General features: G+C 71.4%; 18 protein-coding genes. 11 read left to right on the top strand and 7 right to left on the bottom strand.

The window, feature by feature from the left end:
• Positions 1 to 13: 13 nt before the first annotated feature.
• Together QI554_RS19320 and QI554_RS19325 are read right to left on the bottom strand one after the other, a co-directional pair.
• On the bottom strand, positions 14 to 688 hold the full coding sequence (locus QI554_RS19320) for a hypothetical protein (RefSeq protein WP_281471350.1): 675 nt from the start codon (positions 686 to 688) through the stop codon (positions 14 to 16).
• A gap of 138 nt (positions 689 to 826) precedes the next feature.
• A complete protein-coding gene (locus tag QI554_RS19325; RefSeq protein ID WP_281471351.1) occupies positions 827 to 1,015 on the bottom strand; it encodes a CsbD family protein in 189 nt (62 codons plus the stop codon).
• A 282-nt stretch (positions 1,016 to 1,297) separates the two neighbouring features.
• On the opposite strand from QI554_RS19325, the gene QI554_RS19330 reads away from it, so the two are divergent.
• On the top strand, positions 1,298 to 1,798 hold the full coding sequence (locus tag QI554_RS19330) for a flavin reductase family protein (RefSeq protein WP_281471352.1): 501 nt from the start codon (positions 1,298 to 1,300) through the stop codon (positions 1,796 to 1,798).
• Here QI554_RS19330 and QI554_RS19335 read toward each other — a convergent pair.
• Both QI554_RS19335 and QI554_RS19340 read right to left on the bottom strand, forming a co-directional pair.
• The gene (locus QI554_RS19335) at positions 1,776 to 2,066 is read right to left on the bottom strand and encodes a hypothetical protein (protein WP_281471353.1); all 291 of its coding nucleotides are present in this window, start codon (positions 2,064 to 2,066) and stop codon (positions 1,776 to 1,778) included. The genes QI554_RS19330 and QI554_RS19335 overlap by 23 nt on opposite strands.
• Positions 2,067 to 2,100: 34 nt before the next feature.
• A complete protein-coding gene (locus QI554_RS19340; protein WP_281471354.1) occupies positions 2,101 to 2,730 on the bottom strand; it encodes a TetR/AcrR family transcriptional regulator in 630 nt (209 codons plus the stop codon).
• Positions 2,731 to 2,831: 101 nt separating this feature from the next.
• Between QI554_RS19340 and QI554_RS19345 the strand changes: the two genes are divergently transcribed.
• Positions 2,832 to 3,794 (top strand): TIGR03620 family F420-dependent LLM class oxidoreductase, encoded by a 963-nt coding sequence (locus QI554_RS19345; protein ID WP_281471355.1) that lies wholly within the window; start codon positions 2,832 to 2,834, stop codon positions 3,792 to 3,794.
• A gap of 170 nt (positions 3,795 to 3,964) precedes the next feature.
• Here QI554_RS19345 and QI554_RS19350 read toward each other — a convergent pair whose 3' ends face one another.
• On the bottom strand, positions 3,965 to 6,763 hold the full coding sequence (locus tag QI554_RS19350) for an MXAN_6230/SCO0854 family RING domain-containing protein (RefSeq protein ID WP_281471356.1): 2,799 nt from the start codon (positions 6,761 to 6,763) through the stop codon (positions 3,965 to 3,967).
• 236 nt (positions 6,764 to 6,999) lie between these two features.
• Here QI554_RS19350 and QI554_RS19355 point away from each other — a divergent pair, with 236 nt between their 5' ends.
• Positions 7,000 to 7,845, top strand: coding sequence for a YwqG family protein (locus tag QI554_RS19355; protein ID WP_281471357.1), 846 nt, complete (start codon positions 7,000 to 7,002; stop codon positions 7,843 to 7,845).
• 870 nt (positions 7,846 to 8,715) lie between these two features.
• Here the strand turns inward: QI554_RS19355 and QI554_RS19360 are convergent.
• Positions 8,716 to 9,072, bottom strand: coding sequence for a hypothetical protein (locus QI554_RS19360; protein ID WP_281471358.1), 357 nt, complete (start codon positions 9,070 to 9,072; stop codon positions 8,716 to 8,718).
• Positions 9,073 to 9,276: 204 nt separating this feature from the next.
• On the bottom strand, positions 9,277 to 10,416 hold the full coding sequence (locus QI554_RS19365; RefSeq protein WP_281471587.1) for an aromatic ring-hydroxylating oxygenase subunit alpha: 1,140 nt from the start codon (positions 10,414 to 10,416) through the stop codon (positions 9,277 to 9,279).
• A gap of 500 nt (positions 10,417 to 10,916) precedes the next feature.
• Here QI554_RS19365 and QI554_RS19370 point away from each other — a divergent pair, with 500 nt between their 5' ends.
• From QI554_RS19370 to QI554_RS43580, 8 genes are all read left to right on the top strand, one after another.
• A complete protein-coding gene (locus QI554_RS19370) occupies positions 10,917 to 11,972 on the top strand; it encodes an NADH-quinone oxidoreductase subunit B family protein (RefSeq protein ID WP_281471359.1) in 1,056 nt (351 codons plus the stop codon).
• A 129-nt stretch (positions 11,973 to 12,101) separates the two neighbouring features.
• Positions 12,102 to 13,883 carry a nickel-dependent hydrogenase large subunit gene (locus tag QI554_RS19375; protein ID WP_281471360.1) on the top strand — a complete coding sequence of 594 codons (1,782 nt, stop codon included), beginning with the start codon at positions 12,102 to 12,104 and terminating at the stop codon, positions 13,881 to 13,883.
• Complete coding sequence (locus QI554_RS19380) at positions 13,880 to 14,449, top strand: thioredoxin (protein WP_281471361.1); 570 nt, start codon at positions 13,880 to 13,882, stop codon at positions 14,447 to 14,449. The genes QI554_RS19375 and QI554_RS19380 overlap by 4 nt, the downstream gene beginning before the upstream one ends.
• Positions 14,446 to 15,087: a DUF5947 family protein gene (locus QI554_RS19385; protein WP_281471362.1), complete on the top strand. Its 642-nt coding sequence runs from the start codon at positions 14,446 to 14,448 to the stop codon at positions 15,085 to 15,087. Before QI554_RS19380 ends, QI554_RS19385 begins: the two co-directional genes overlap by 4 nt.
• Complete coding sequence (locus QI554_RS19390; RefSeq protein WP_281471363.1) at positions 15,084 to 15,713, top strand: DUF6084 family protein; 630 nt, start codon at positions 15,084 to 15,086, stop codon at positions 15,711 to 15,713. Before QI554_RS19385 ends, QI554_RS19390 begins: the two co-directional genes overlap by 4 nt.
• On the top strand, positions 15,710 to 17,104 hold the full coding sequence (locus QI554_RS19395) for a hypothetical protein (protein ID WP_281471364.1): 1,395 nt from the start codon (positions 15,710 to 15,712) through the stop codon (positions 17,102 to 17,104). The genes QI554_RS19390 and QI554_RS19395 overlap by 4 nt, the downstream gene beginning before the upstream one ends.
• Positions 17,104 to 17,679, top strand: coding sequence for a hydrogenase maturation protease (locus QI554_RS19400; RefSeq protein ID WP_281471365.1), 576 nt, complete (start codon positions 17,104 to 17,106; stop codon positions 17,677 to 17,679). The genes QI554_RS19395 and QI554_RS19400 overlap by 1 nt, the downstream gene beginning before the upstream one ends.
• Positions 17,673 to 17,777 (top strand): DUF6893 family small protein, encoded by a 105-nt coding sequence (locus QI554_RS43580; RefSeq protein ID WP_425528012.1) that lies wholly within the window; start codon positions 17,673 to 17,675, stop codon positions 17,775 to 17,777. The genes QI554_RS19400 and QI554_RS43580 overlap by 7 nt, the downstream gene beginning before the upstream one ends.
• Positions 17,778 to 17,868: the final 91 nt, after the last annotated feature.

Here is a 17,868-nt window from a genome sequence, read left to right on the forward strand (position 1 = left end):
CGCCACCCGTGGATCATTGCCCGCTGTCGGCAGGACGGCGGTCGTCCGAGGTTTCGGCCTTCCACTCGGTGACGCGCGCCTCCTGACCGTCGCCGCCTCCTGGACCGAACGTGGCGCCCATGATCCCGACCCGGATCTCCTCAAGGCGCTTCGACTGCGCTTCGGCACGCTCGACGAGCTCACCCAACTCCTCTGCGGACAACCGGTGATCGTCGTCCGCGAGGGCACGTAGACCGCGCCACATCGACGCCTTGCCCTCGACGCCCATGCGCATCGTCTCCAACTCGATGACGGCGCTCAGCGGCGAGCGGCCGAGCAGTCGGCCGTTCGGCTTGAGCCCGCCGGCCTGGGTCATCGCCCACGCCAGGGCGAACTTCGCCGGCACAGGCGAGCATCCCAGGTCGTCCATGACCCGGCGCAGCGTCTCGCGGTCCTCGGCGACCTCCTTCGCGAACTCGGCCAGCCCGAGGCCGTACGCGCCCCCCTTGTGGTTGCGCGCGATCCGCCGCGCGAGGCTCACCCCGCTGGTGGCACCGGCGAAATGGTCGCTCAGGTAGATGCGGAGCAGCCGCGCGGCGTCGTCGCTGTCCTGCGGGCGCTGGTTGGCCGGGAACGCGCGCCGCCGCATCACCTCGGTGACCCCGGGAGGCGCCGGCTGCTGTTCGGCAGGTCGCTTGGACTCGGTCATGACGGGACCTCCTCGCCGGGACGCCCGCAGGAGGCGACCCCGGCTGCGGTTCGGACTCGGGTTCGGATCGGGGCGGTCACCGGGCGCGGTCAGTGGTCAGTGGTCAGTGGTCAGTGGTCAGTGGTCAGTGGTCAGTGGTCAGTGGTCACGATCGTCGTCGCCGGTGAGGGAGTCCACTGCGCCCTTCGCCTTCTCGACGGCTTCCTTGGCCTTGCCCTTGGCCTGGTCGGCCTCGCCTTCGCCTTCCAGGCGCTTGTCACCGGTGACCTTCCCGGCCGCCTCCTTGGCTCGCCCCTTCAGCTTGTCCGCCGCGCTCTCGTCGCTCATGCGTCAACTCCTTCCTCATCGGGCCCCTCGTCCCACCTTGGCCCTCCCCAGGCATGCCCGCACGTCAGTCCGGAGCCGCGGGCCGGCACCGGGTCGGCGGGGCGACAGGGGCATGATCCTGCGACACAGCGCGGCTACCCGCCGCCGACGGGGGTATTCCGACAACGAACCAGGTCGCGCTTGGCGGCGCCGGGGAGGCTTCTGCCGGCTTCCGGTGCCGCCCATCCAGGTCCAGCGTCACCGCGAACTGGTCGGGCGCGCCGCACCGCAAGGGATCCGCACATGGCATTCGACGAGTTCACCGACGCTCTGGACTACCCGGTGTTCGTGGTCACGGCGGTGGACACCGCGACCGGCGAGCGTGCCGGGTGCCTGGTGGGCTTCGCGACGCAGTGCAGCTTGGAGCCCGCGCGGTTTCTCGTCTGCCTCTCCACGGCAAACCACACCTACCGCGTCGCCCGGGCCTCGCCGGTACTCGCCGTCCACGCCCTCGGCGTCACTCAGCACGGCCTCGCACGGTTGTTCGGAGAACGCACCGGCGACACCACCGACAAGTTCGCCCAGTGCCGGTGGGAGCCCGGCGAAGCCGGCGTTCCCCTGCTGTCGGACTGCCCTCAGCGCTTCATCGGACGTGTCCTGCACCGCGTGGACAACCTGGGTGACCATGCCGGGTTCGTGCTCGCTCCCGCCGAGTCCGCCCCGGACGTCGCCACGGACAACACCGTTCCCGGGCTGCTGATGTTCTCCCAGGTCCAAGACCTCACACCGGGGCACCCTGCGTGATCGCCGCGTACTCGGCGCCGGCATCGAGCCGCTCGTACGCGCGAGTGCGGGCCTCCTGCTCCCGGTGCGCCTCCGCGAGGACGCCCGCATCCACGGCGGGCACCGGTCTACCCGGCCGCGCGGTGACGCCGGCACGCGACCAGCGTGCCCGCAACGTCTCGGACCGCCGTCTCCCACGGCCGCGGCCGACGGTGACCGTCGTGGGCGCGTGCGGGTAGCGGGCGTCGACGCGGCGCTCGTCGGCGTCTCCGAACGGGCGCCCGCGCACCCGGACCCCACCAGCCAGGCCCCCTCCCCCGCATTCAGCCAGACGCCGCGCTCCCCAGCCGACGTGCCTGGCCGGCCACCCCATGGACCCCGTCCAGCACCAGCGCCAACAGCCGTGCGGGCTGGGCCTCGTCTCCGTACTGGTTCGCGGACAGGGCGAGGCCGACCACCAGTTGCACCAGGTCGTCGACCGTCACGTCGCTCCGCGCGGTGCCCTCGCGTTGCGCGCGCTCGAGGACGGACGCGGCCGCGGCGAAGATGCGCCCGTGGCAGTCGGCGCCGAACTCCTCGTCGTGCGCGGCCATCGCGGCCGCGCCGATGCCGTGGTTGAGCCGGGCGTGGGCGAGGAAGGCCGCGAGCCATTCGGCGAGCGCCGCGTCGGCGGTGGGCCCCTCGGGGCCGGGCTCGGCCAGTCGGCCGGCGTGGGCGCACAGCGCGTCGACGCGTTCCTGGATGACGGCGGCCAGCAGCGCCTGCCGGTTCGGGAAGTGCCGGTACAGCGTGCCGGGCCCGACGCCCGCGCGCCGGGCGATCTCGTTGAGGGACGCGTCGGGCCCGCTCTCGGCGAAGACCTCGCGCGCCGCGGCGAGCACGCGTTCACGGTTGAGCCGCGCGTCGGCGCGCTTGGCCCCCGGCGCACCGGCGGGCCCTGTCGTGGTGGCCATCGTCCTGCCCCCTCGCGTATCCACTAGCCAAGCGGAGATGTTCTCCGTATCGTAGCGTCACTGAACCGGAGAACCTCTCCGGATGACTGCTTGGAGCCCCCATGCGCGACGACAACACGACAGCCACCGGACCGGGCCAGGTAGGCGTCTGGACCTTCGCCTTCGACGCACAGCCGGCCGGCCTGGTGCGCGACGCCGCCGCCGAGATCGAGGACCTCGGCTACGGCGCCGTCTGGCACGGTGAGGCGTTCGGCCGCGACACCTTCGGCCAGGCCTGGCTGCTGCTCGGCGCGACCCGCCGCCTCACCGTCGCGTCCGGCATCGCCAACATCGCCTTCCGCGACCCGATCGCCACCGCCACCGCGACCCGCACGCTCGGCGACGCGTTCCCCGGCCGCTACCTGCTCGGACTCGGCGGCCACCGCGTCGACGACACCGTCCACCACCTCGACGGCTACCCGATGCCCGCACGCGGGCGGGCCGTCACCACGATGCGGGCCTACCTCGACGCTATGGACGCCGTCCCCCAACACGGCCCCCGGCCCGAGCCGGCGCCGCGCCGACTCCTCGCCGCCCTCGGCCCGAAAATGCTCGAACTCGCCGGTCAGCGCGCGGACGGCGCGCACCCGTACTTCGTCCCCGTCGAACACACCGAGCGCGCCCGCCGCATCCTGGGCCCGGACGCGTTCCTCGGCGTCGAACAGGCCGTCGTCCTCGACACCGACGCGGCCCGCGCCCGCGAAGTGGCCACCGCCCACGTCGCGGGGTACATCGCCGCGGCGCCGCACCAGCTGGCGAACGTCCGCCGACTCGGCTTCGACGACGCGGACACCGCCGGCGGCCCCAGCCGCAGGCTCGTCGACGCGATCGTCGCGTACGGGGACGTCGACGCCATCCGCCACCGAGTCCGCGAACACCTCGACGCGGGCGCCGACCACGTGTGCATCCAGGTCCTCACCACCGACCCGGCCGCACTCCCCATGCAGGAGTGGCGCGAACTCGCGTCCGCGGTGGTGCCGAAGCCGACGGGAACGCTGCCGGAACGTATCGGGGGCCGCCGATAGTTCGGCGTCGTCCCCCCAGGAGCGCCTAGCGGGAACGGGTGGCGGCTACGGAACCGGGGTGGATCGAAAACGCCGCCCTGGACGTGCTGTTCGATCAGATGCGCGACCCGCAGCCCGTCCACGCGGCGGCGTTGACCGTCAACCTGCCCGCGCCTCGGCCCGCCGCAGCGTCACCCCTCATCCGGCCCGAAGTCCGCGATCAGGTCGGCGGCCGCCAAGCGGGTGACCCGGTCCGGGGCCGTGTCGGAGACCCCGGGGTAGAGCCGGTACAGGGCACCGCGCGGCGTGTCCGGTTCGACCGGGACGTCGCCGTGCACGAGCGCCAACAGCGCGTCGCGCCCGCGCACCTCCTCGGCGAGCACCGCACCTGACTGATCGACAGGGACGAGCCGGACCCGGTCGGCGTGCGGGCCCGCAAGCCGGGCCGCGAAGGCCTCTCGGAGCTCGTCGGGACGCCGCCGGTAGGTACGCAAATCCACTCCGCTGTCAACGAGTTCGCGTACGTGCACCTCGTCGGCGCGCGCGGCCGCGGACAGCCGCGCCAGGTCCCACAAGGTGGCTCGGGCGCCGGGCTTGAAGTGGCTGTGCACGTCGCGCACCAACGCGGCAAGCGCCTCATGGTGCCGGGCGACGCTGTGCGCGCCGTCGACCGAGTCGAGATTGAGGTCGGTCCAGCGCGCGTTCCGGGTGGCCAGGTCGACCACCATCGGCACGCTGATCCGCGCCGGCCCGGCCAGGTCGAAGCGCTGCGTCACGCCGCGCGGGTCGAAGGCCTCGACGCGGGTCTCCCCGGCGAAGGTGTCCAGGTCGATGAACCCGGCGAACGCGTCGAGCAGTTCCTCGAAGGCGATGTTGTTGTAGCTGAACACGACGACCACGGCGTGCCGTGCACCGAGCCGCGCCAGCGCGGGCAGGTCCAGGTCGACGAACTCGCTGGCGCCACGCGGCGCGGGAGCCGAGGTGAGGTCGCCGGAGTGCACGGCCGCGCCATCGCCGTACACGAGGCGTGTGTAGTCGCACATGCCGTGGAACGACCAGTCCTCGCCGAACAGCGCGACGGACAGGTCGAGGTCGACGCGCACACCCGGAGGTTCCATCCAATGCAGGAACAAGCGGACGCGCCCGCTGGCCGGCATCGCCTGCACACTGCCGCGCGGCACCTCGACGAGCGCTTTGGCAGCCGTGCGTACCGCGAACGGCGCAACCAGGTCCTCAAGTCCACGGTCGAGGACCGCGACGTCGACGCTCGGCCGCCGGGTGGCGCGGCGCAGCAACTCGGCCTCAATACGTGCGACGACCGGCGCGCTCGCCGCAGCCGGAACGGGCGGTTCCCAGTCGTCGAACCCGACGGCCCGGGACGCCTCGCCGCGCGGGAACCAGACGCGGCGCTCGCCCAGTTCGCGGGACACCCGCAGCCGACCGAGCGCCCCGAGCAGCGGCCCGGGCGCGGCACGCGGGAGGGTCCGCGCGAGCGCGGCGGCAACCGTCTCGGGCACCCCGGCGCCGCCGACGGTCTGGTGCACACGCAGCAGTTGATGCAGACGCCGCACGAACTCACCCGGGCGCTTCGCAAGTTCCTCGACCGCGGCGTCCACGTCGCCGGCGTACAGAGCCTGCTCGACACGCGACGCGAACGTACGCGCGACCAGCCGCACCGCGGGCAGTCCCCCGCGGCTTTCGTCGACTTCCACGACGTCGACCGGCAGTGCGGCAGCGGCCGCGCGCAGCGATCGACCGAACGCGTCGTCGGCCAGGCGGGTGCCGCGCAACGCCGCGAACGCGACCGCTGCCCGCGGATGCTTGCGGGCGTACTCGAACGGGTGCAGCACTTCGGCCGCACGCAGCCAGGCCTGGCGATGCCGCGGCAGGTCCTCGGCGACATACTCGAACGGCAACCCATCTATGACACCGACCAGTTCGCGCCGCAGCGGGCGCGGCAGCGCACGCAGCCGGCTGGGCGCGGTGACCAGGTCGGGGTCGGCACCGGAATACGCCCACAGCAGGCGCAGGACATCCGTCGCCGTGTCGAGGCGGCCGGCGAGCAGCGCGCGGGCGGACGCCGCCGTGGACGGGACGTCGAGCAACAGAGCCAGGACGGCGGCTTTGCTGGCCCGGATCGGGACGTCGGCAGGCAGCCACACCGCGGGATCGGTGACGCGCGCATCAGCCGCCCGCTCGCCGGCGCTCTCGGCAGCGGGTTCGTCCGCTAGGTCCACAACACCGGCGGGCACCCCGACGACCGCAATATGCCGGGTCAGTGCGCCCAAATCGCCCCGATCGCGCGGATTCAACGGCGTTCGGCGACCGAGCAGTTCGAGGAGCTGTCCATACGCGTCGGCGTCACGGTCGACACCGAGCCGCAGCAACCGCAACACCCCTTCGGCGCGCGGACCGTGGACGTCGCGCGCGGGCGACAGGTACGGGTAGGCGACGTTGGGCATCTCTGCCCCGCACACCGGGCATGCCGTCAGCTGCGCCTCTCGGGCAAGGCACGGGGAGCAAACAATGTGCCCGCACGAGGCCAGCGCCCCGACGTCGCCGGTGGCGCAGCAGATGAGGCACGGCTGGTGGGGTTGGCTGAGCAGGAACTCCCGCATCTGCGCCGAGTAAGCGGCGTGCGCGTACGGCGGGACGCTGTGCGGAAAGCCGGAGAAGAGCGGCTGATGCGTGCGGTCCGCACCGAGCAGCGCGTCGACGCGTCCGAGCGTACGCATGCCGTGCCCGGCCAGGTCGACCGGCGCCAATGCGACGAGCGCATCGCGGAGTTCCCGGGTCAGAGCATGCCCACGCGCCCCCAAGTCGGCCTCCAGCGCGACGACCCCCGCCGCGTTCCCTCGCGCATCGTCGGGCGTACCGCCACCGGGGTACACCGTGCCGAGCCGCCGCAGCAGAATCCCGTCGACATCGTCCGCAGCATGAGCCGTCGTGACACTGCCGGAACGGACACCACGACGCAGCGGTGTGGACACGCACAGCCCCCCTGAAGAACGTCAGGCGGGGGCGGAGAGTGGGTGCGCGATCTTTTCGAAGAAGGAGAAGGATGCACACCGCGGAGCCGCCCCCGCGCCGAGATCGTAGACGGCACAGGGGCGTCACGGCCACGTGATATTCGGCCTGCGGTGCCTGGAGGCTGCTCGACGCTGCCGCGGGCGGTGTCGGGCAGGGGTCCTAGGCTCGCCTGACGTCCGTCAGGAGGATTCCCACCGTGAGCTTCGCCAGCCCGCCACCGATGTTCGATATCGCGCAGCTCTTTCCGGAGCTTGCCCCGCTCGCTGCCACGTCGATGCGTTTGCACCCGCGGCGCGGCAAACCGGAATTGCGCGACTCATCGGTAAGCGGGCCGCTGTTGTGGCCCGCGGACGACCCCTGGCCGTGGTGCACCGACTCCCCGTACGAGCACGACGAACCCAATGCCTACCAACCATTGCTGCAGGTCTTCGCGCGGGACGCACCGACGATGTTCTTCCCCGACGGCTGTGACCTCCTGCAACTGCTGTGGTGCCCCAACGAGACCTGCTCGCCGGAAGGACATCCCCTCGCGGGCTGTCCACGGCCGCTCGCACGCTGGCGTGCCAGTGCCGATGTCACCGACGTTCTCGTGTCTCCGCCGACGCCCGAAGTGGTGTCCGATGAGTGGTTCCCCTGCCACCCGTGCGTCGTCAGCCCCGAGCCCGTCACCGAGTACCCGTACATCGCCGACCTGCCGCAGGAACTCCAGGAGCGCATCTACGCCTGGGAACCCACCGTGGACCGTTCAGACGATGAGGGGAACTATCAGTACTCGCTGTCCACCGTTCCGGGCACCAAGACCGGCGGCCATCCCAACTGGGCACCGATCGACCCCCGCTGGCCCGCCTGCTCGTGCGGACGCCGCATGACGTATCTGCTCACGATCGACGACGGTGAAGGCGGCGCCACGGGAACACGATGGGCCCGACAGGACTACGACCACGAGCGCGAGACCGGACACGAGCTGATGCTGAAGGGCGGCCTGCTCGCCTTTGCGTGCACCCATTGCCCTGATGCTCCACTGGACTACCGGTGCACCTGACGTACGTCCCGCGTTAGGCGAAGTGCTTTCACGGTCACGGGCGGTGCCGGGGGATGCCAGGGGCTGACGTGGCTGCGGCGGCGGATCAGCTGACGTGGGGCCCGGCCGTTTCGGGGGCCTGGCGCGGCCCTTCACCGGCGAGCGCAGGGACATCGGTCAGACGCAAGGGCACTCGAGGCTGCGCGGGCTCGCGGTAATCGCGTGCTGGGTGGCACGGACTGATGGCAAGATGACGGCATGTTGACCCGAAAGGCTGATGCCGCGTAGGCGTCCGAAGGGGCTGCGCGCGGAGCGCTGGCGGCCCAGGAGAGGTGTCCCGGTTCACCGGATCCGCGGTGTTTCGGCGGCGACTCGTGTGGCGATCCGGAAATTGGAAGACGAGCGCCTGCGGCCGGGGGCTGTGGCCGCCGCGTTGGCGGAGTGCCGGTGGCATCTGCGGCAACCAGGGCGCGTTCTGCCGGATCCAGTGATGGCTTGCGACTGCTGTGATCCTCTGGTGGCTCGCGACGATCTGGAGGACGTGTTGCTGTGGCTTCCCCGAGGTGCGCGGACCGACCTCGCCAGGCTCATCGCAAGACTGGACGCCGAGTTCGACCGCAGGGCCGTCCCGCTTAGCGCTCACCTCCTGCTGCCAACGCCGTTCGGTGCTTGTGGGTATTGGCGGCGGCGATTCATGGAGGACCGGCAGTACGTGGGTCCTCGCCGCTCAGCGCTCAACAGACGAGCAGGCACGACCTAGGCGCGCGGCTTGAACTGGGCGCAGTGGGTGCAGTTCCGTTGGTGTGAAATCGCGTGACGGAAACGTACTTCTGTGGTGCGCGCGTCTATCTGATCACGCCGAAGTCACGCGGTTTGGGGTGTCTTCGCGGATCAGTTCACCGGCGGCGGCCACCAGCGCGGTAATGGACGCGCAGATGGCAGGCACGAACAGGACCAGGGGATGAACCAGAACCAGGGCGCGAGGAGCAAGGTCACGAACCCGAGAACGGTTCCCGATATCAGCTCTGCGACTATCAGCCCCTGGTTGGTGCGCGTGGTGAGCGGCCATGCGAGGAGGGTGAAGGCGATGACTCCGGGACCGCTCACCTCCAGCCAGGTCAACCCGGCCCAGTGGAGCACGCCGAGAATGAGCAGGACAGGTGGCGCCGCCAGGCCGAAGGCGATGCCGGCGCAGCGCGCGGCGGTCCGGTTCAGGGGGCGCGCGAGCACCGAGGCCAGATCGGCCATCGCATGCCCTCCCTCCGAATTCGAAGAATCATACGTTTGAGCGTCCGCTCAAAACGACCCTACACATCGTGGCTGCGGACAGGTTCGCCCGTCTCTACCGAGAACTCGTTGACAGCCTGGCCACGTCCTGCGGGATCCGGACCTCTGGGTTCGACGTCGCGCCCTGGTTCTCCGAGACGGGCCGGGAGTATCTGAGTGCTCGGCTCAGGCCGTTTCGGGCGTAGGCGGGTCGGCGGGCGGCGCGGCTCCGCAGGTTGAGGCGTCGGGGCAGGGGGCGGGTGTGGTGGCGAGGGGGGTGCCGTTGGTTCGTAGGACGTGGCGGAGTTGGAGGATCAGGGGGAAGACCTCGTGGTTGTGGTCGGCGCCTTGTTCGTCCCAGGCGCGTTGTTCGGCTTCGACTGCCATGCGGTCTTCGGCGAAGACGCGTTCGGTGAAGCGGCGGATGAAGGGCCAGGCCAGGTTCAGGGCGCCGGGGAGGCGGGGTTTGGCGATCGACAGCAGGCCGTAGACGTGGTTGGTGCGCTGTTGGGCGTCTTCGGGGACGTAGGCGACCCACAGGGAGAAGGCCGGGAGTTCGGCCTTCTCTGGGACCAGGTGCAGGGTTTGGTAGGGGTATTGGGTGCGGATCGTGATGACGTCCGGGGACTTCGATCCGCCGACGCCTTCGGCCGCCAGGAGTCCCGCGCCGCGGTCTTTGCGGCCGCCTGCGTGGGTGAAGAGGTAGCGGGCCTCGACGAAGTCCGGTCCCGCGTCGCTGCCGAGGAGGGTCGGCTGGATGCGGCCCAGGATGCCGCGGTGCAGGAACTGGTGGTTCATGTCGAGGAGGTTCTCGTGCATGAAGGAGTAGTGGCACCGGACGGTGCGCGAGAACATCATCGTCTTGTGGCTCGGCGAGGCGCATTCGGGCAGGTTCGGTAGCTCCGCCTCGTCGGCGCGGGCGGGGTCGCCGGGGTAGACGAAGACCAGCCCGTACGCCTCGCGGACCGGGTAGGCGCGCACCCCGCGCGGCGGGCGGTCCACGCCCTTGGGGAGGTACGGGATCTGCGAGATGCGGCCGGTCCCCCGGTACGCCCACGCGTGGTAGCAGCAGCGCAGGAGATCGCCTTCCACGACGCCCATGCTCAGCGGGACCTGCCGGTGCGCGCAGCGGTCCTCGAGCGCGTACACGGTGCCGCTCGTGCCGCGGTACAGGGCGATCCGCTCCCCCGCGAAGCGCGCCGCGAAGGTCTTGCCGGTGCGTACGGCAGACGAGACGGCCACGGGGTACCAGAAGTCGGGGTGGATGCCGACGCGGCGCAGGTCCGGGAGGCCGGCGGGGGGTGGGTACGGCCGATCCGGCTCCATCTGCGCGGCGTCGCCGGCGGTTGCGGCTGAGGCTGCGGCGGCGTCTGCCGCCGCGGCTTCGGCGGCCGCGGCGCGTACTGGTCGCTGCGTCCCGGTCATGTGGCCCTCCCGACCCGGCCCACCGGCGCCCGGGCGCACGGAGGCGCCGACGTGGCGGTCGCAGGCCTTTCCGGCGCCTGCGATAGGGCGAACCTCCAGTGTCCTGCCGGACTGCGTCGGCAGCCAGAGGCCGAACGGGTGCTGGTGGGCGGTAGACGGTCGTGGTGCTTCCACGTCGGAATGGACGCCGATCCTTGCCCGCGCCCGCCGTTCCCAAACTCCGCCGTCCGGGCGAACCGAACGCGAACCGCGCTGCCACAAAGGCCGGTTGGGGCACACGGGTGAGGTCCGCGGCATACGGGGGACCCTCAAGGGCCTCGGCGCGACGGCCGGGGTCTCGGCTGATATGAAGTGGTCTGGGAAGTTTTGTCCCAACCTCTCGTGTCCGAGGAGGCATCCCTATGGGTGCTGCATCGACCACCGCCTCCGATACCGACGTGGTGCACATTCTGTGGATCAACGCCGGGCTCAGCTGTGACGGCGACTCGGTGTCGCTGACCGCCGCAATGCAGCCGAGCATCGAGGAGATCGTCACCGGCGCATTGCCCGGCCTACCGCCGATCGCGGTGCACTGGCCGTTGATCGACTTCGAATGCGGGCCCGTCCAGGGCGCGGACAACTTCGTCGAATGGTTCTTCAAGGCCGACCGCGGCGAACTGGAGCCGTTCGTCCTGGTGATCGAGGGCTCGATCCCCAACGAGTCGATCAAGGCCGAGGGCTACTGGTGCGGCTTCGGCGACAACCCGGAGACCGGCCAGCCGATCACCACCAGCGAGTGGCTGGACCGGCTCGCTCCGAAGGCGACCGCGGTCGTCGCGATCGGGACGTGCGCGACGTACGGCGGCATCCACGCCATGGAGGGCAACCCGACCGGCGCCATGGGCGTACCGGACTACCTCGGCTGGGACTGGACGTCGAAGGCGGGCCTGCCGATCGTGTGCGTGCCCGGCTGTCCGATCCAGCCGGACAACTTCGCCGAGACGCTGACCTATCTGCTGTACCAGCTCGCCGGGTCGGCGCCGATGATCCCGCTCGACGACAAGCTGCGCCCGCGCTGGCTGTTCGAGGCCACCGTGCACGAGGGCTGCGACCGCGGCGGCTACTACGAGCAGGGCCAGTTCGCCGACGAGTACGGCACGCCGGAGTGCCTGGTCCGGCTCGGCTGCTGGGGCCCGGTGGTCAAGTGCAACGTGCCCAAGCGCGGCTGGATCAACGGCGTCGGCGGCTGCCCGAACGTGGGCGGCATCTGCATCGCGTGCACGATGCCGGGCTTCCCGGACAAGTTCATGCCCTTCATGGACGCGCCGCCCGGGTCGATCGTGTCGTCCGGCGCGAGCTCGGCGTACGGCGCGGCCATCCGCCGACTGCGTTCGATGACCCTCAAGACCGTCGACAAGGAACCCAAGTGGCGGCACACCGGCAAGCGCATCACGACCGGCTACCGGCCGCCGTGGTGACGGCCGCGACGGGTCCGTCCGCCGCGCCGGCGACCGCCGTCACGACAGCAGTCGTGGCGGCGGTCGCCGCACATCCCACTCAACCCGCACAGCGCTGACACCCCCGGCACGAAAGGCAGCACGAACGCAATGGCACCGACGACCACGGCCGGGGACGGCAGCGGCCTTGTCGAGATGTCCTGGGATCCGATCACCCGGATCGTGGGCAGCCTCGGCATCCACACCAAGATCGACTTCAAGCAGAAGAAGGTCGCGGAGTGCTACAGCACTTCGTCGGTCTTCCGCGGCTACAGCGTCTTCATGCGCGGCAAGGACCCGCGCGACGCGCACTTCATCACCAGCCGGATCTGCGGCATCTGCGGCGACAACCACGCCACGTGCTCGGTGTACGCGCAGAACATGGCGTACGGCGTCAAGCCGCCACACCTCGGCGAGTGGATCATCAACCTCGGCGAGGCGGCCGAGTACATGTTCGACCACAACATCTTCCAGGAGAACCTGGTCGGGGTCGACTACTGCGAGAAGATGGTCCGCGAGACCAACCCCGGCGTGCTGGAGCAGGCCGAGCGCACCGAGGCGCCGCACGCGGCGGACCACGGCTACCGCACCATCGCCGACATCATGCGCTCGCTCAACCCCATCGAGGGCGAGTTCTACCGCGAGGCGCTGCAGGTCAGCCGCTACACGCGCGAGATGTTCTGCCTGATGGAGGGGCGGCACGTCCACCCGTCCACGCTGTACCCGGGCGGTGTCGGCACGGTCGCGTCCGTGCAGTTGTTCACCGACTACCTCACGCGCCTGATGCGGTACGTCGAGTTCATGAAGAAGGTCGTCCCGCTGCACGACGACCTGTTCGACTTCTTCTACGAGGCGCTGCCCGGGTACGAGGAGGTCGGCCGCCGCCGGATCCTGCTCGGCTGCTGGGGCAGCCTGAACGACCCGGATTACTGCGACTTCACGTACGCGAACATGACGGACTGGGGCCGGCGCATGTTCGTGACCCCCGGCGTCGTCGTGGACGGGAAGCTGGTCACCAACGACCTGACCCGCATCAACCTGGGCATCCGCATCCTGCTGGGCAGTTCGTACTACCAGGACTGGGAGGGCCAGGAGCAGTTCGTCACGCACGACCCGCTCGGCAACCCGGTCGACCCGCGGCACCCGTGGAACCAGCACACCATCCCGGCCCCGCAGAAGCGCGACTTCGACGACAAGTACAGCTGGGTCATGTCGCCGCGCTGGTTCGACGGCACCGACCACCTGGCGCTGGACACCGGCGGCGGCCCGATCGCGCGGCTGTGGTCGACGGCGCTGTCCGGGCTGGTCGACATCGGGTACATCAAGGCCACCGGGCACAGCGTGCAGATCAACCTGCCGCGCTCGATGACCAAGCCCGAGGTCACGTTCGAGTGGAAGATCCCGCAGTGGAGCAACGCCATCGAACGCAACCGCGCGCGCACCTACTTCCAGGCGTACTCCGCCGCGGCCGCGCTGCACTTCGCGGAGAAGGCGCTCGCCGAGGTCCGCGCCGGGCGCAGCCAGACCTGGGAGAAGTTCGAGGTCCCGGACGAGAGCATCGGCTGCGGCTTCACCGAGGCGGTGCGCGGCGTGCTGTCGCACCATATGGTGATCCGCGACGGCAAGATCGCGAACTACCACCCGTACCCGCCCACTCCGTGGAACGCGAGTGTGCGCGACAGCTACGGGACTCCGGGGCCGTACGAGGACGCGGTGCAGAACACCCCGATCTTCGAGGAGAACAGCCCGGAGAACTTCAAGGGCATCGACATCATGCGCGCCGTACGCAGCTTCGACCCGTGCCTGCCGTGCGGCGTGCACATGTACGTCGGCAACGGCCGCACGCACAAGCAGCTCCACGTCCCCACCGGCCTCAGCGGGCTCACGGGATGACGGCCGAGCAGACGGGGCTGCGGGTCCAGGAGTCCCTGGACCGGCTGACCGGCACCGGGGCGCAGGCCGCCGCCGAGGACCTGGTGCGCGAGATGATGGCGTTCTACGGCGAGGGCCTGGCGGCGGTCGTGCGGCTGCTGCCGGGCGACGCGCTGGAGCCGCTGCTGGACGACCCGGCGGTGGCCGGGCTGTTGGTGCTGCACGACCTGCACCCCGAGGACGTCGCCGCCCGAATCGCCCGGGCGCTCTCGGCGCTTCCCGAACAGCCGGTGGACATCGAGGAGTTCGATCCGGACACGGGCGTTCTGCGGCTGCGCCGGCGCGGCGGCGCCGACGGCGGGTGCGGATGCGGCGGGGGCGCGGCGGTGCGCGAGGCCGTCGAAGGCGTCCTCGCCTGCCATGCGCCGGAGGTCGCGTCCGTCGACATCGCCGAGCCGCCGAAGCTGCTGCAGATCGGCGTGCGGCCGCCGGAGCCGGCCCGCCGTGGTGAGCCTGTGGAGGCCGCGCACCGCGGCGCTCCCCTGAACGCCGCGCACCGCGCCGAGGCCGTGGAGATCGCTCGATGAGCGAATCCGCCGGCTCGGGGACCGCGCTGCTGCGCCGGCTGCGCGCCCCCTCGGCACCCCCGCAGGAGGCCTGTGCCCTGTGCGGCGCCCGACTCGGTTCCGAGCACCGGCACTTGGCCGACATCGAACGCCGGGCCCTGGCCTGCTGCTGCGGCGCGTGCGCCATGCTGTTCGACCGGCCGGGTGCGGCCGGCGGGCGGTTCCGCTCGCTGCCCAGTCGCGTCCTGGTCGACCCCGACCACCACGTCGACGCCGCTGTCTGGGCGGCGCTCGGCATCCCGGTGGGCACGGCGTTCGTCCTGCGCGACGCCGCGCAGGACCGCGTCGTCCTGTTCTACCCCAGCCCCGCCGGAGCCACCGAGAGCCAGGCCGACGACGACGCCTGGCGGACCCTGCGTCAGGCCACCCGCCTGGCCGGGCTGTTGGAGCCGGACGTCGAGGCGCTGCTGCTGCGCCGTGACGGCGACCGGGTCGACTGCTACCTGGTGCCGGTCGACGCCTGCTACGAACTCGTCGGCCGCATGCGGCTGCACTGGCACGGCTTCGACGGCGGCTCCGTCGCCCGCTCCGAACTCGACGCGTTCTTCGGCCGGTTGGCCGAACGCTCCGACCATCTCGCCGCTCGGGAGTCCGCGTGACCGGCGTTTCCTTCGCGTGCACCGAGGTGCGCGCAGATCCGTACGCGGCCGGGCCCACCCTGGTGTTCCGGCTGCGCGTCACCGCGTCCGAGGGTGAGCGCGTGCACGCGGTGGCGCTGCGCTGCCAGTTGCGCATCGAACCCGCGCGGCGCTCGTACTCGACCGCCGAAGGCGAGGGTCTGGCCGACCTTTTCGGCGAGCGCTCGCGTTGGGCGACGTCGATGAACCCGGTGCAGTTCGCGCAGGTCTCGCTGATGGTGCCGTCGTTCACCGGCGAGACCGACATCGACATGCCGGTGCCGTGCACGTACGACATGGACGTCGCCTCGACCCGCTACCTGGACGCCCTGGAGGCCGGCGACGCGTCGCTGCTCCTGCTGTTCTCCGGCACGGTCTTCTCCGGGCCGGCCGGGTTCCAGGTCGCGCCGGTCGGCTGGGACCGGGAGGCCCGCGTCCGCATGCCCGCGAAGGTGTGGCGCGACATGATGGAGCAGCACTTCCCCGGCTGCGGCTGGGTACGGCTGCCCTCGGACGTGATGGACACCCTGCTGGCCTACCGCTCGCGCCGCGCGCTGCCGTCGATGGAGGCGGCGGTGCGCGAACTGGTCGAGGGGAACGCCCGGTGACCGCCCCCGTGTTGCCGACCGGCGTCGAGGAACGCTTCGCCGCGGCCCGGCAGATCGCCGACGCGGTGCTCTTCGAGGGCTACGTCCTCTACCCCTACCGCGCCTCTGCGGCGAAGAACCGGCTGCGCTGGCAGTTCGGCGTCCTGGTCCCGCCCGGCTACGGCACGGACCGGGCCGAGCACTCGCACCAGCGCACCGAGTGCCTGATCGAGCCGCGCGGCGCGGACGCGCGGCTCGCCGTCGAGCTGCGGTTCCTGCGCGCCCAACGCCGCACCGTGCAACGCGCCACCGAGGACGGCGCGTTCGTCCCGGTCGAGGCGCTGGAGCTCGCGGACCGGCGCCTGGTGCCGTGGGACGAGGGTGCCGAGGAACGCGTCGGCGTCGACGTACCGGTGGCCGACCTGCTCGGCGACGGCGTCGAACACCTCTTCTCGCTGGCGGCCGCCGACGACGAGGAAGCGGTGTACGAGGACGGCGTTCTGGTGGGCCGTCTGCTGCGCCGCCGCGAACGCGTCGACGGCGTCATCCGTCTGACCGCCACCGAAGTACCGGGCCCCTACGCGGCGTTGCGGCTCTCCGCGGTGGTCTCCAACACTTCCTCGTGGAGCCCGCACGACGGCGCCGAGCGCGACGACGCGCTCGCCCACTCCCTCATCTCCGCCCACGTGCTGCTGGGTCTGGCGCCCGGCTCGTTCGTGTCGGTCACCGACCCGCCCGAGTGGGCCAAGGCCGCGGTCGCCGAGTGCCGCAACGAGTACTGCTGGCCGGTGCTCGTGGACGGGCCGGGACGCGACGACGTCATGCTCGCCTCGCCGATCATCCTCGAGGACCGCCCGCAGATCGCGCCGGAGAGCCCCGGCGTGCTCTACGACGCCACCGAGATCGACGAGATCCTCGCGCTGCGCACCGCCGCGCTGACCGACGAGGAGAAGCGCGAGGCACGCGGCACCGACGCACGCGCCGGCGCGGTCGTGGACCTCGCCGACTCGCTGCCGCCCGAGGTGCTGGACCGGCTGCACGGCGCCGTCCGGGCGCTGCGCGAGGTCACCGACACGCGGGTGGCCGCGACCGAACGGCCCGAGACCCCGTGGTGGGACCCGGGCGGCGACCCCAGTGTGGATCCGGAGCACGACCATGTCGTGGTCGACGGCGTCCGGGTGGCCGCGGGCAGCCGGGTGGTCCTGCGTCCGGGGCAGCGGCGCACCGACGCGCAGGACGCGTTCCTGCACGGGCGTACCGCACTGGTCGAGGCCGTCCTGCACGACGTGGACGGCGCGGTGCACGTCGCGGTGACCATGGACGGCGACCCCGGCGCGGACCTGTGGCGCGCGCAGGGGCGGTTCCGGTACTTCCAGCCGGACGAGATCGCGCCCGTGCCGGAGGTCCCCTGATGAGCGCCTCCCCCGCGCCCGGCCGCGTCCTGGTCGCCGGGATCGGCAACATCTTCCTGGGCGACGACGGCTTCGGCGTCGAGACGCTGCGCAGCCTGGCCGCGGACGAACTGCCCGACCACGTCGAGGCCGTCGACTTCGGCGTACGCGGCGTGCATCTCGCCTACCAGGTCCTCGAGGGCTACCACACGCTCATCCTCGTCGACGCGGCCGCGCGCGGCGGCCCGCCGGGCACCGTGTACCTGATCGAACCCGAGGCGGGCCCCGTGGAGTCCGCGGCCGCCGAGCCGCTGCTCGACGGCCACCGTATGGGCCCGGACGCCGTGCTCGCCCTCCTCGGCACGCTCGCCGCCGGAACCGGCACCGTGCCTCCCGCGCGGATCCTGGTCGTCGGCTGCGAACCCGCGTCCCTCGAGGAGGGCATCGGCCTCAGCCCGGCCGTCGCGGCGGCCGTCGACGAAGCCGCGGCCCTGGTCCGCCGCCTCCTGCGCGGCGACGTACCTGCACTGGACACCCCGCGCGGCGACGTGTCGGCCGCGGACACCCGAGCACCCGGAAAGGCAGCACCGTGCTGAAGAAACTCGTCGTCCTGAGCGTCGCCGCCGCGGCCGCCGTCACCCTTATCCGCAACCTCCCCGACCTCAAGCGCTACCTCAAGATCCGCCAGATGTGACGCCAGATGTGACGCCGGAAGTGACGCCGGAAGTGACGCCACATGCGGCCCGCGCTGCTGCGAACGGGTGTTGCTGTGGGCGTGGCGGACG

This window comes from Yinghuangia seranimata, from assembly GCF_029953285.1.
Taxonomy (GTDB): Bacteria; Actinomycetota; Actinomycetes; order Streptomycetales; family Streptomycetaceae; genus Yinghuangia; species Yinghuangia seranimata.

What these genes read in the sequence shown, in the direction of transcription:
- QI554_RS19320 (WP_281471350.1), bottom strand. Translation starts at nt 688, where the DNA reads ATGACCGAGTCCAAGCGACCTGCCGAACAGCAGCCGGCGCCTCCCGGG.
- QI554_RS19325 (WP_281471351.1), bottom strand. Translation starts at nt 1,015, where the DNA reads ATGAGCGACGAGAGCGCGGCGGACAAGCTGAAGGGGCGAGCCAAGGAG.
- QI554_RS19330 (WP_281471352.1), top strand. Translation starts at nt 1,298, where the DNA reads ATGGCATTCGACGAGTTCACCGACGCTCTGGACTACCCGGTGTTCGTG.
- QI554_RS19340 (WP_281471354.1), bottom strand. Translation starts at nt 2,730, where the DNA reads ATGGCCACCACGACAGGGCCCGCCGGTGCGCCGGGGGCCAAGCGCGCC.
- QI554_RS19345 (WP_281471355.1), top strand. Translation starts at nt 2,832, where the DNA reads ATGCGCGACGACAACACGACAGCCACCGGACCGGGCCAGGTAGGCGTC.
- QI554_RS19360 (WP_281471358.1), bottom strand. Translation starts at nt 9,072, where the DNA reads ATGGCCGATCTGGCCTCGGTGCTCGCGCGCCCCCTGAACCGGACCGCC.
- QI554_RS19365 (WP_281471587.1), bottom strand. Translation starts at nt 10,416, where the DNA reads ATGGAGCCGGATCGGCCGTACCCACCCCCCGCCGGCCTCCCGGACCTG.
- QI554_RS19370 (WP_281471359.1), top strand. Translation starts at nt 10,917, where the DNA reads ATGGGTGCTGCATCGACCACCGCCTCCGATACCGACGTGGTGCACATT.
- QI554_RS19375 (WP_281471360.1), top strand. Translation starts at nt 12,102, where the DNA reads ATGGCACCGACGACCACGGCCGGGGACGGCAGCGGCCTTGTCGAGATG.
- QI554_RS19380 (WP_281471361.1), top strand. Translation starts at nt 13,880, where the DNA reads ATGACGGCCGAGCAGACGGGGCTGCGGGTCCAGGAGTCCCTGGACCGG.
- QI554_RS19385 (WP_281471362.1), top strand. Translation starts at nt 14,446, where the DNA reads ATGAGCGAATCCGCCGGCTCGGGGACCGCGCTGCTGCGCCGGCTGCGC.
- QI554_RS19400 (WP_281471365.1), top strand. Translation starts at nt 17,104, where the DNA reads ATGAGCGCCTCCCCCGCGCCCGGCCGCGTCCTGGTCGCCGGGATCGGC.